This window comes from Bacteroidota bacterium (assembly GCA_039111535.1).
GTDB lineage: Bacteria > Bacteroidota > Rhodothermia > Rhodothermales > JAHQVL01 > JBCCIM01.
The window spans coordinates 1-12,228 of sequence record JBCCIM010000199.1 but is presented as its reverse complement, the minus strand read 5'-3'; the positions used below and the strand labels follow the sequence as shown (position 1 = coordinate 12,228).

The window sequence follows — 12,228 nt, the reverse complement described above, 5'->3', positions numbered from 1 at the left end:
TTGCGTATTACTCACATATAGGAAGTTTCTCATGAGTGTAGAATCACCTGAGAAGGCTGTCGAATCCTTATCAGAAGCCACCGTTCTGTTTGCAGGGGATTCCGGGGATGGGATGCAGCTCACCGGCACCCAATTCACGCTTGCAACAGCGTTTGCCCAGAATGACCTTGCCACCCTCCCTGATTTCCCGGCAGAAATCCGTGCACCGGTTGGTACCACCTACGGCGTAAGCGGCTTTCAGCTTCAATTTGGATCTGTAGAAATCCGTACCCCGGGCGACGAAGTCGATCTACTGGTTGCCATGAACCCTGCAGCGCTGTCGGTGAATATCCGACGCGTTAAGAAGGGGGGTACCGTGATTGTCAACGTGGATTCTTTTGAGCAACGCGACCTCGACCTGGCCCGATTGGACAGCAATCCGCTTGATGACGGCACGCTGGACGGTTTCCAGGTTGTGAAAGTCGAGCTAACAAAGCTCTCGCGCGAGACGCTCAAGGATACGTCGATGAATACCAAAGAAATCGACCGTTCGAAGAACATGTTTGCGCTGGGCCTCTCGTTGTGGCTGTTCTCCCGCCCGATGCAGCCGGCAATCGACTGGATTTCCAAGAAGTTTGCCAAAAAGCCAGAGATCAGAGACGCCAACTTGCTCCTGCTGAAGAAAGGCTTCCATTATGGCGAGACAACCGAACAGTTTGTCTTCCGCTATGAAGTAAGTCCGGCAAAACTGCGTAAAGGTAAGTACCGCGCCATTCGTGGTGCTGAAGCTATGGCCCTCGGACTCGTAGCAGCGAGTCAGAAAAGTGGCCTGCCCATTTTCTATGGCGCATACCCGATTACGCCTGCATCCGATATGCTGCACGAAATGAGCCGGCACAAAAACTTCGGCGTGATGACCTTCCAGGCGGAAGATGAAATCGCAGCTGTATGTGCGGCCCTCGGTGCCAGTTTCTCCGGTGCACTCGGCATCACCGCAAGCAGCGGACCGGGCATTGCGCTTAAAGGTGAAGCCATTGGGCTCGCCCTGATGACCGAACTACCCATGGTTATCGTAAACATCCAACGCGGTGGCCCTTCAACCGGCTTGCCTACAAAAACAGAGCAGAGTGACTTGCTGATGTGCATGTACGGTCGAAACGGCGAATCACCCGTACCGATCGTTGCAGCAAGCACACCAGGCGATTGTTTTGAAGCTGCGTTTGAAGCCTGTCGCATTGCAGTTAAATACCGTACACCGGTTATGCTGATGTCGGATGGCTACCTCGCCAACGGGTCTGCACCATGGCTCATTCCGGATTACGCAAAGATGCCGGACTTCGGCCCTGATTTTCTGGAAAAACCCAACGTGGAGGTAGACGGCGAAGCCCGCTTCCTTCCGTACTTGCGTGATGAAAAGACCCTTGCGCGCCCATGGGTTAAGCCGGGTACACCAGGACTCGAACACCGCCTCGGCGGCCTCGAAAAAGAAGACAAAACAGGCAACGTGTCCTACGACCCTGACAATCATCAGTTTATGGTCAAAACACGTGCTGAGAAAGTAGAACGGGTTGCACAGGATATTCCGCCCACAGATATCTATGGCGACGATTCTGGCGAGTTGCTTCTCATTGGCTGGGGATCAACCCGCGGTTCAATCGAAGCGGCCGTTGAGCGTTGTCGAAGTAACGGATTGCGGGTAAGTAGCATCCACCTGCGGCATATTCACCCGTTTCCTTCTGACCTAAGCGATATTTTTGCGCACTTTGAAAAGTTTGTTGTACCTGAATTGAACAATGGACAGCTGGTCAAGATTTTGAGAGACCGCTTCCTGTTACCTTTTGAACCGTTCACCAAAATCCAGGGACAGCCTTTCAAAGCCAGCGAAATTGTTGCTTATGTAGAAGGGATGCTGTCATAATAACAGACAGCCGTCATTTGTCAGCTAACGAATTGAATGTAGTACGCCAGCTATCTGGTAATTATCATGGCAGATAAACCAAAAAAACCAACATTGCCGCCCGGATTCTCAAAACCCGCCAAACCGGCCGGCCCTCCTGCATCGAAACTACCTCCTGGCGCGGGTAAACTACCGCCAGGTGCCAAACCGCCGGGCATGCCACCAGGAATGCCACCAGGATTCTCTGATGCCGGCGGAGACGGTGCACCCGTCTTGAAGAAAAAAGACTTCGAGACCGACCAGGACGTCCGCTGGTGTCCGGGCTGTGGTGATTACGCCATCCTCGCGACGGTTCAGCGACTCCTTCCAGAACTGGGGGTCCCGAAAGAGGACATCGTATTTATCAGTGGCATTGGCTGCTCAAGCCGATTCCCGTATTACATGAATACGTATGGCATGCACTCCATCCATGGACGAGCCCCTGCTGTTGCAACAGGCTTGAAAGCCAGCCGGCCCGAGTTGGATGTATGGATTATCACAGGTGACGGAGATTCCCTGTCTATCGGGGGCAATCACCTGATGCATATCCTGCGCCGCAACCTCGACCTGCAAATCCTGCTCTTCAACAACCAGATTTACGGACTAACTAAAGGCCAATACAGCCCAACTTCAGAGCAGGGTAAAGTCACTAAAAGCACGCCTTACGGCTCACTGGATCATCCGTTTAACCCGATAGCGGTTGCGCTTGGGGCTGATGGATCTTTTGTGGCGCGTACCATGGACCGCGATCCAAAACACATGAAGTCAATCCTCAAGCGGGCCCACACCCACGGTGGCACAGGCTTCTGTGAGATCTACCAGAACTGTAATATTTTCAACGACGGTGCATTTTTCGACTATACAGAGAAATCCTCGAAAGCCCTGCGTGCCCTGTTTGTAGAAAATGGTAAACCCCTTACCTACGACAACGGCAAGCTAGGCATCCGACTCGATGGATTTTCGCCACAGGTGATCAACCTCGAAAATGGAAAATGGTCGGTAGACGATTGCATCGTTTATGATGAATCGAGCCGTGAACTGGCTGGCATTGTAGGCAGGATGTTCTGGCAACCCGACATGCCGCGGCCTTTTGGTGTTTTTTATGCAGAGGACCGGCCATCGTATGAGGAGCAACTGCACAGCCAGATTGTCGAAGTTACCAAGAAACGCGGCAAGGGTGATCTGCAAAAATTGCTCGAAGCCGGCGACACCTGGATGGTCGAATAACAACCCGAATTCCAACTGGATACAAAAAAGGCAACCCGCAGCAGCAGGTTGCCTTTTTTAATATCGATCACATGTGGTTACAGCGTGTACCCGATTGACACCCCAAACCAGGGGATAAAGCTTCCACCGGCAATAATAGGAGTAAAACCGCCTTTGAAGAAAACACCCCCTTCCGGTTTTTGAAAGCGATAGGCAAAGGTACCAGTACCGGCAACACCAGCACCTGAGTCACTTGCACCGGCAACATCAAAACTGCCTGTAACAATGAGAATCCCCGCGCCGAGTTCGAGGCGGCTGTTGCCACTGCCGAGTAGATAGTTTGCCATGACCGGAATACCAGCGATACTGCTACTCCCGCCTTCATCCAGGTCTGTACTAAAAAACCCGATGCCGGCACGCACGCTAAAATCATCCCCTATAATACGGTCGTAATTGATGGAGTACGCCAACGCATTCCCACCAAGCTCAAGATAAAGAGAGTTTTTAGGGGGAGGTGGTGCCCCGTCCTGGGCATGGGTTGGTAGCACAAAGAAAAGTGCTGCAATTAGACAAATAAACAAAGAAGGGAGGTGTAAACGTCGTCTTGACATAGCGGATTTTAATTGGTGAGCCATCAGTAATTATATAGATGCGAGCAAGTGCTTGCCGCTCCTGTTGGCTGCAAGATAAGCGAATTCTTGAATTCGCACCACTTTACCGGGATCAAAACAAAAAAGCCGGCATCCATATGGGGCAATTTGTGCGTGTAACGAATATTTATTGTTGCCGATCTTGGGAAGAATTTTCAAGACTTACCGGTATAACCCTTCGCTGACGCTCAGTGCAAGAACACGAGAACCAACCCTGAACCCTCGTAAAACACTGATCGCCCATGTTGCGCTCACACGCACGCCGATCATCCCAGTACAACAAACCTTAAATCACAGATACAAGCGTGGCTAAAGCAAAAACTCCTCAAGCACAGGAATTCGAATACAAAGCCGAGATGAAGCAATTGCTTCATCTGATTGTCCATTCGCTCTACACCCATAAAGAAATTTTTCTGCGCGAACTGGTTTCCAATGCCTCAGATGCGCTCAACAAAGCGCGCTTCCGTAAACTAACAGACAACAAAATACTCAGCAGTGACGCACCGCTCGCGATCAACATCACGCTCGATAAAGAGAACAATCTGTTCACCATCGAAGATACCGGCATTGGCATGTCGCGCGAGGATCTCGTAGACAGAATTGGCACGGTAGCGAGTTCTGGCACCAAAGCGTTCCTTGAGCAACTCGCCAACAACGACAAACCAATTGACGGTCAGATGATTGGCCAATTTGGTGTTGGATTCTACTCCGTTTTTATGGTGGCAGACAAAGTTGTCATCGAGACGCGTAACGCCGACCCGGATTCACAGGGTTATCGGTGGACGTCTGATGGTGGTGGGACCTACACCATCGAAGAAATTGACCGGGCTGAGCGCGGTACAAAAATGATCGTCCATCTCAAAGAAGACGAAGCAGAGTTTGCCGAAGATCACCGTGTCCGCAGCATCATCCAGAAATACTCCAACTTTGTCGACTTCCCGATTTCGATTGGCGAAGAGCAGGCCAATACGGTAAAAGCGCTCTGGCGGAAGAACAAAAGCGATATCGAAGACGAAGAGCTCGTTGAGTTCTACAAATTCATCTCGAATGACTTCATGCCCCCCATGGGGCACCTGCACTTGAATTTGGAAGGCGTGGTTAGTTTCCGGGCACTGCTTTTCATTCCGGAAAAAGCACCACCGGCACTGTTCAGGGATGAAGAATATCAAAAGCTCCACCTCTATTCGAACAACGTCTTTATTCAGGACGACTGCAAAGACCTGCTACCCGACTACCTGAAATTTGTCCGGGGCGTAGTGGATACGGATGGACTCCCGCTGAACGTGTCGCGTGAAGTCACGCAATCCAGTCCTGTGATGGCCAAGATCCGTTCAATTCTTACGGGCAAGGTACTTGGCTTGCTTGAGGACTGGGCCAAGAAAGACGAAGAGAAATACAACCGGTTCTTTAAAGAATTTGGACCACTGGTCAAAACCGGTGTCTCTACTGATTTCAAGAACAAAGACAAAATCATCAACCTCTTCCGTTTCCCTTCAACCAAAACAGAAGAGGGGGAGCTGACTTCGTTCAAAGCTTATGTGGAGAACATGGGCGAAGATCAAACAGAAATCTACTACCTCCTTGGTGAGCACCTCGACGTACTGAAACGCAATCCCAACCTGGAGTACTTCAAGAAAAACGATATAGAAGTATTGTTGATGGACGACCCGGTGGATGCTTTTGCAATCACCCATCTGGAGAACTACGACGACAAACCTATTTTCAGCATCGAGAAAGCAGACCTCGACATCAAACAAGATGAAGAACTTGCCAAAGATGCCCTTGATGACAGCAAAGTTGACACCCTGATCGCCCAGTTCAAAATTACCCTGGGTGAGAAGGTTGAAGATGTCATCTCCTCCAAACGGCTTGTTGATTCTGCAGCAACACTGGTTGTAGGTAAAAGCGGGATGGACAGCCAGATGGAGCGCATGCTTCGGATGATGGATGCCAACTTCGCCGGCGGCTCCAAAATCCTGGAAATCAATACCAACCACCCGCTACTCAAAAACCTGTCCCGTATGCAGGAAGACGACAACAGCGCAGACCTTGTAGACAAGGTCATAGAGCAGCTCTACGAAGGGGCACTACTGATTGACGGCAACCTGAACCATACCACAGACTACGTTTCTCGCATGACGGATTTGATGGTCAAGGCGACGGAGTGACAGGTTGAAGGTTGAAGGTTGAAGGAATGTAAACTTCGACATGTAGTGCCCCCCGAGAGTGAAAATCTGTTTGTAAGCCATACCTAATGCCCGGAAACAAAGCATTCGACACTCGGCAATCGACACTCGCCCTTTCAAATAAGCATCCTTTTGTCAAAGCGCCACATCGGACGATGCTGGCGCTTTCGCTTCCTACGCTATTTTCGTTGATAGCAGAGCCGCTAACCGGGCTGGTTGACACTGCGTTTATTGCCTCGTTAGGCGCCCCACACCTGGCCGCGTTGGGAGTGGGCACCATTGCACTGTCCAGCATTTTCTGGGTATTCAATTTTCTGAGCATTGGTACCCAAACAGAAGTTGCCAAAGCCTTTGGTAAAGGAGACACAGCGCGCGCGCAACAACTCGTGGGCATGGGACTGGTGATGGCCGGCAGCATTGGCCTTGTGGTCGCTTTGCTCATTTTCCCGCTTACACCCGCCATAGCAACCTGGATGGGGGGAACTGATGTGGTATTCACCCACACGGTTACCTATGTCAATTTACGGTTGTTAGGTGGGCCGGCAGTACTGATTACCCTGGTGGCTTTCGGGGCATTACGCGGAATGCAAAATATGCAGGTTCCGCTATGGATTGCGCTGGCAATCAATGCACTGAACATAGGGCTGGATGCGCTGCTTATTTTTGGGCTGGGTCCGGTCCCGGCTTTGGGTATCGCCGGCGCGGCTTTGGCAAGCGTCATCGCTCAATGGGTTGGGGCCGGCCTGGCGCTCTGGCAAATAAGGAAAAAAATAGGCTTTCCCTCCGTGCTGAATCGGGCTGATACCAAACGGCTGCTCGTCATAGGCAGCGACCTTTTCGTCCGGACAGGCATGCTCACCCTGTTCCTCATCCTTACAACCCGGGCAGCCACTAAAATTGGCGCTGATGCCGGCGCGGCCCACCAGGCCATCCGACAAATCTGGATGTTCACAGCCTTGCTGCTTGACGCCTTTGCCATTACAGGACAAAGCCTGATTGGCTTCTTTATTGGCGCAAAAGCCCTGCAGCACGCCCGGCGTGTTGCCTATGTTGCCTGTGCCTGGGGCCTCTGGACTGGCATAGCGCTCGCCCTTCTTATGTGGCTCGGTGAAAGCTGGGTAATTGCGCTACTTGTACCAACCTCCGCGATATCGCTCTTCTCAAGTGCCTGGCTGCTCGCGGCCTTGTTCCAACCGCTGAATGCCCTCACCTTTGCTACAGACGGCATCCACTGGGGTACTGGCGACTTCCGCTTTTTGCGTAACACGGTTGCGACTGCGACCATTGCCGGCGCGGCCCTGCTTCTGCTGGTTGATCTTAAAAACCCAGAGGCGCTATTCTGGGTGTGGTTGATCACGGGCATCTGGATTACAATTCGCGCCCTGTTAGGCCTGCTACGGATATGGCCGGGTGTTGGCACAGCACCGTTAAAAAAGTCAGCCATACCACACCAGGTATAACGTCGTACTTGATTCTGGCAGGCAAAAAACCCATCTTGCGACATTGCAAACACAGGATCAGGTACCATGAAGCGATCAATACTACTGCTTTTTGTATGCGCCGGCCTTTTAGCAGCCTGCCAATCTCCGGAAGAACCTGCACAACCTGCTGCTGCTGCAGCTACGCATGCACCGGAAGACCCAACCCGCTGGGAAGATGACATTGCAGCATTCGAGGCAGAAGATGCAGCAACCCCGGCATCAGAGAATGCACTTTTATTTATAGGCAGTTCGAGTATTCGCCTCTGGTCTACCCTGAAAGAAGACATGGCTCCCATGCCCGTGATTCAGCGTGGCTTTGGCGGATCGAAGTTGGGAGATGCCATTCATTATATGGACCGCATTGTCACCCCGTACAATCCGCGGGCGGTCGTAATGTTTACCGGGACAAATGACATCGCTGGTGATTCACCAAAATCAGCAGAAGCTGTATTCGAACTGTACAAGACCTTTGTCGCCGGCGTACAGGAAGCCCTCCCCGGTACCCCAATCTACTTCATTGCCATCAGTCCAACAGGTGCCCGTTGGGCGCACAGACAAATTGTGGCAGATACCAATGCGATGGTTGAAGCGCATACTGCCGAAGAAGAAGGCCTGTTTTTTCTCGATACGGCATCCGCTTTGCTTGACGAAAACGGTGCATCCCGCGAAGAACTGTTTGTGGATGACAAATTACACCTGAATGCCGATGGCTACGCCGTATGGACCTCTATTATTCGACCCGAACTAGAAAGCCTGTATCCAGCACCATGAAAACCTGGGAATACCTGATTGTTACTGCAAAAGTAGCCTCCATCTTCAGCACCAAAATCGACTTTGAGAAACTGCAAGAGCAGATCAGTGAGCTTGGAGACGAAGGTTGGGAATTGGTGAGTACGACAGACAGTCATATGAATGGCACTACGCGTGACATCGCATTATACTTCAAACGGCCCCAAACGGAAGAGGAATAACCGAAACCCTGCGTTCTTATTTCGCTATTGTAGAGCTGGCAAATAACGAAGCAGGAGATTACATAAAGTTAACTAATTCCCCTCGCAGCATGGTAACAGCTTGACCAAGCAGTTTGACCCGGCCGCCATCGACAGTCACAGTAAGCCGGCCACCGCGCGCAGAAGCCTGCCAGGCCTGCATCGTGTCTTTGCCCAGCTGATCACGCCAATACGGGGCAAGGCAACAGTGGGCAGAGCCCGTTACCGGGTCCTCATCTACACCGGCACCTGGCGCAAAGAAACGGGAGATAAAGTCGGTGCCGGGTGCCGGATCTTCCGCGGTTACAATCACACCACGCATCTCAAGCGTAGCCAATGCCCGCAAGTCTGGATTGATTGATTTAACGGTATAGGCATCTTGAACAACCACAAAATAGTCTGTCCCATTATACCCTACATATACAGGCGTAACGCCTAACGCCGGGGACAGCACAGCGGGGGGGGACACGGGCTTTGGTGGCTGCGAAGGAAAGTCCAGTTCGATCCCGTTCTCCTGTAGAGAAGCACGCAGTATGCCGCTGCGGGAATTGAAGCTGGCAACATGGGTTTTATCGAGCATCCCTGTTTCCCAAAGAACGTGTGCTGTAGCCAGGGTTGCATGCCCGCACAGGTCTACTTCAACGGTCGGTGTGAACCACCGCAAATTAAATCCATTATCAGCCGGCTGTACAAACGCTGTTTCAGCCAGGTTCATCTCCATTGCAATCTGCTGCATCAATTTGCTGTCGAGGGGTTCTTCCACCAAACAAACAGCGGCAGGATTGCCCGTAAAAGGACCGGAAGCAAACGCATCAACCTGAAATATTTTCATAGCGGGATTTGGGGTAAGGCTATCTAAAACGGTATCGGACAAAGTCGCTTCATTTTATAGCAAAAAAGGACGCCGGGGCATACTTTTTCTAAGAAGGACCAGGGCTGCCTGCTTAACTTTTCAGACAAAATCTAGTTAACCAAATCCTCACAGGACAACAAGCTACAGTTCCGGCAAAAAAGACCGGCACAAAAGAATCTATAGTTACACAACGCTTATGTAATTCCAGATTCAACAGTGCTTACCCGGCAAAACATCCTATATCGTATTCGACAACGCGTACCCGAGTTTGGCGGTATGCTCCTAACGGGCGTAGGCATCGTGCTACTGCTCTCTTCGTTATTCTATACCCCGCTCGTTTTCTATGTCGAAAAACACCTGACACAAGAAGCCCAACGCTTGTCTGCCTCACCCTCTTTCTGGACGGATGGCTACATGGTTGGCTTTGCTATGTTCATCCTCGGCAGCGGGGCCTTGTTGGCCGGCTACCTGGTCATTCGCCGGCATATTGGGCAGCAGCCCAACCTGTTCCTGTGGGTAATAGTGATTGAAGTGCTTGCTGAGAGCAGCATCATCGGCTGGGTTTTGCTGACAAGCGGGATGGCCGTACCCTTGCCAACATCGCGCCTTGGTGTGGTGTCGGCACTGTGGCTTGAGGGGTTTGTAGGCATCCTCGGCGCCATCATTTGTCCGGTGATGGTACTTGGGCTTTGTTTCCACTTGAAACGCAGCCTCAGAAGGTCTGGCGCTTCAGGCCGGCGGGTTCAGGCGCATCAGTAATAAGACATAAAACTTCTTTCCGCACCGCAATTTCGCCGGTACGATGGTAGGGAAATCCCCTATAACCCTATGATCCAAACGCAGTATGCTCCCCAACACAAATATCATAATATCTAATAAGGTATTTATCGCCCCTAGCGTATGGACTTCCATACCTCTTATCTAAGTACGATTTCTTAACTGGCCCTAGCACAAAAGATCAGTAAATCGCCAGTATGCGTACCGCCAGCGTTAAATACTAAAGTGGGGTAAAATTACACCGGAAAGTACCAGAGGCTGTGACTTGTAGTCCAGTGTTAAATGACCCTCCTTTGCACCATCAGTGTGACTAGCACAGGCGCGCTGATGACTCTTCCTTTCATGCAGATGGTTGTTGGCTGAAGAACCAACTTCCTGCTTCGCTCAAAGCATTATGGAAGGCAATCTGCTGCATGTTATTTAACACTGGTTCGCAGGCGAATGAAACGCCCCCCCTTCCAGGCATTTCAAAAACCTACGATCTGGTTTGTCAACAGGTCCTCATGGCGCTCTCAAAATTGACAATACTCAACGAAAGATACGTTCTCCGAAACAAGCTGGGAGAACCCGGGCTCTACGATACTACCTACCTGGCCTGGAATCTGATGAAAAAGGAGACGGCTGTTGTCGTCCGCGAATTTAATCCTACGTTCCTGATGAATCGTTCGGAAAACGGGGAGAAACTCATTCCGTCGAGCGGGCCGGCAGAACGCCTGTTCGATTACGGACTCAACTGTTTCATCAGGGAAGCAGATGCCACCGGGTTGATCAAGCACCCGAACGTTATACATCAGCAAACCTACTTCCGGGAAAACGACACGGCGTACAGCGTCAGTGCGTACCATCCGGGTGCAACCCTTGCAGCTGTATTGCAAGGACAAGCGGGTAAACTTCAGGAACGCGCTGCGTTTGCCATCATTGTGCCGTTGCTCGACGGCCTGATCGCCGGCCACCGCAAAGGGCTTATTCACGGCCGCCTTTCTCCTGAGCATATCTTCCTGACAAAGTCTGGCCGGCCGATGCTGCTTCGCTTCCATGTGACGCAGATTTTGTTGGCCCGGCGCTGCGGCAGGGCGTCAGATATAGCAGTGCCCGGCTTCACGCCACCTGAACTGCTGCTCGCAAATGGCAAAAAAGGCCCCTGGTCAGATGTTTACGCTAGTGGGGCTACCCTCTATTCAATTATTACGGGCAAGCGCCCTCCCGAGGCCATTCGGCGTCAGGAGCACGATGCGTTTCCAGATATTTTGCACAAGGAAATCGACATCTCCAAAGGGTTGAAAAAAGTACTTAATCGGGCGATGTCACTTGACGGTGATGACCGCCAGCAGACTATTCAGGAGTTAAAGCAGGAGATTCTGGAGCAAATGCCGGCCATCAGCCGCCCGTATACGCCGGCCATTACCCCGAAACCTGCGGCCCAGGATACCCAGCATGAACAGGAAATCGAGCTTGAAAAAGCAAAAACGGCTGCAGAGGATATTGCAACCCTGAGCCGCGAAGCATTGGCCAAGTCTACGCTCAAGGTAAAAGAGCCCGATCCGCAAATTCTGTCATTGTCGCTCGAAGAGATCGACAGCGAACGCGCCAACCAGTGGCTCCCCGACACCAACAACCGGGCGCGTTCAGGCGATGGCATTCTGTTTAAGAAAGAGCCCGTCATCGAAACCAATCCGATGGGGCCGCTGGCAAGTGACTTGTCTTACCTCTCGCCAGACGATGCAGACATCGCAGTTACGGCGCGCACCATAGACACGCCGGCAACACCTTCTTCTATAAAACAGCTTTTCAATAGCGCTACCGCAAACCGGACGCGCAAAATGAGCCTTGCTGCTATTGCCGCGTGTATTCTGCTGTTTACTGCAGCCGGGCTTTGGAGCCAGCTTGATGTTGAGCTGGGCAACGAACTTCCTACAGAAGTACAGGCAGCAGAATCCATTGTAGTCACGCCGGCCTCGTCGCAACAAGCGTACATGCTTTTGCTTGCCAAAGCAGATTCGCTACAAAAACGCTCCCATGAATTCCTGGTGGCCGGCGATACACTGCAGCGCATGCAAATGTATGCCCAGATTTATGATGTATATGAGCAGATTCTGGAAGAACGGCCGGCTGATTCGTTTGCGATCGCCCAAATGCAGCGCATCAATGCACTGACCCAGGCACTGGAACAG

General features: G+C 51.6%; 10 protein-coding genes. 8 read left to right on the top strand and 2 right to left on the bottom strand.

Going from position 1 to position 12,228, the window contains the following annotated elements:
- The first annotated feature begins 31 nt into the window (after positions 1–31).
- A complete protein-coding gene (locus AAF564_22370) occupies positions 32–1,897 on the top strand; it encodes a 2-oxoacid:acceptor oxidoreductase subunit alpha (GenBank protein MEM8488311.1) in 1,866 nt (621 codons plus the stop codon).
- Between the two features lie 207 nt (positions 1,898–2,104).
- Positions 2,105–3,142: a 2-oxoacid:ferredoxin oxidoreductase subunit beta gene (locus AAF564_22365; GenBank protein ID MEM8488310.1), complete on the top strand. Its 1,038-nt coding sequence runs from the start codon at positions 2,105–2,107 to the stop codon at positions 3,140–3,142.
- A 77-nt stretch (positions 3,143–3,219) separates the two neighbouring features.
- Here AAF564_22365 and AAF564_22360 read toward each other — a convergent pair whose 3' ends face one another.
- Positions 3,220–3,732 carry a hypothetical protein gene (locus AAF564_22360; protein ID MEM8488309.1) on the bottom strand — a complete coding sequence of 171 codons (513 nt, stop codon included), beginning with the start codon at positions 3,730–3,732 and terminating at the stop codon, positions 3,220–3,222.
- Positions 3,733–4,076: 344 nt separating this feature from the next.
- On the opposite strand from AAF564_22360, the gene htpG reads away from it, so the two are divergent.
- The 4 genes from htpG (at position 4,077) to AAF564_22340 (ending at position 8,409) form a co-directional block, all read left to right on the top strand.
- Positions 4,077–5,939, top strand: coding sequence for a molecular chaperone HtpG (htpG, locus tag AAF564_22355; GenBank protein ID MEM8488308.1), 1,863 nt, complete (start codon positions 4,077–4,079; stop codon positions 5,937–5,939).
- Positions 5,940–6,025: 86 nt separating this feature from the next.
- A complete protein-coding gene (locus AAF564_22350) occupies positions 6,026–7,417 on the top strand; it encodes an MATE family efflux transporter (protein MEM8488307.1) in 1,392 nt (463 codons plus the stop codon).
- A gap of 66 nt (positions 7,418–7,483) precedes the next feature.
- Positions 7,484–8,209 carry a GDSL-type esterase/lipase family protein gene (locus AAF564_22345; GenBank protein ID MEM8488306.1) on the top strand — a complete coding sequence of 242 codons (726 nt, stop codon included), beginning with the start codon at positions 7,484–7,486 and terminating at the stop codon, positions 8,207–8,209.
- Positions 8,206–8,409 (top strand): DUF4177 domain-containing protein, encoded by a 204-nt coding sequence (locus tag AAF564_22340; protein ID MEM8488305.1) that lies wholly within the window; start codon positions 8,206–8,208, stop codon positions 8,407–8,409. Before AAF564_22345 ends, AAF564_22340 begins: the two co-directional genes overlap by 4 nt.
- Before the next feature lie 58 nt (positions 8,410–8,467).
- On the opposite strand, the gene AAF564_22335 is transcribed toward AAF564_22340, so the two are convergent.
- The gene (locus AAF564_22335) at positions 8,468–9,259 is read right to left on the bottom strand and encodes a PhzF family phenazine biosynthesis protein (protein ID MEM8488304.1); all 792 of its coding nucleotides are present in this window, start codon (positions 9,257–9,259) and stop codon (positions 8,468–8,470) included.
- Between the two features lie 237 nt (positions 9,260–9,496).
- On the opposite strand from AAF564_22335, the gene AAF564_22330 reads away from it, so the two are divergent.
- Both AAF564_22330 and AAF564_22325 read left to right on the top strand, forming a co-directional pair.
- Positions 9,497–10,039: a hypothetical protein gene (locus AAF564_22330; GenBank protein ID MEM8488303.1), complete on the top strand. Its 543-nt coding sequence runs from the start codon at positions 9,497–9,499 to the stop codon at positions 10,037–10,039.
- Between the two features lie 521 nt (positions 10,040–10,560).
- Positions 10,561–12,228 (top strand): protein kinase (locus tag AAF564_22325; protein ID MEM8488302.1); only part of this gene is annotated, 1,668 nt, incomplete at its 3' end.

Bases quoted from the DNA above. Each gene is read 5' to 3' on its own strand.
- AAF564_22335 (MEM8488304.1), bottom strand. From the start codon at position 9,259: ATGAAAATATTTCAGGTTGATGCGTTTGCTTCCGGTCCTTTTACGGGC.
- AAF564_22370 (MEM8488311.1), top strand. From the start codon at position 32: ATGAGTGTAGAATCACCTGAGAAGGCTGTCGAATCCTTATCAGAAGCC.
- AAF564_22365 (MEM8488310.1), top strand. From the start codon at position 2,105: ATGCCACCAGGATTCTCTGATGCCGGCGGAGACGGTGCACCCGTCTTG.
- AAF564_22345 (MEM8488306.1), top strand. From the start codon at position 7,484: ATGAAGCGATCAATACTACTGCTTTTTGTATGCGCCGGCCTTTTAGCA.
- AAF564_22340 (MEM8488305.1), top strand. From the start codon at position 8,206: ATGAAAACCTGGGAATACCTGATTGTTACTGCAAAAGTAGCCTCCATC.
- AAF564_22360 (MEM8488309.1), bottom strand. From the start codon at position 3,732: ATGTCAAGACGACGTTTACACCTCCCTTCTTTGTTTATTTGTCTAATT.
- AAF564_22350 (MEM8488307.1), top strand. From the start codon at position 6,026: ATGCCCGGAAACAAAGCATTCGACACTCGGCAATCGACACTCGCCCTT.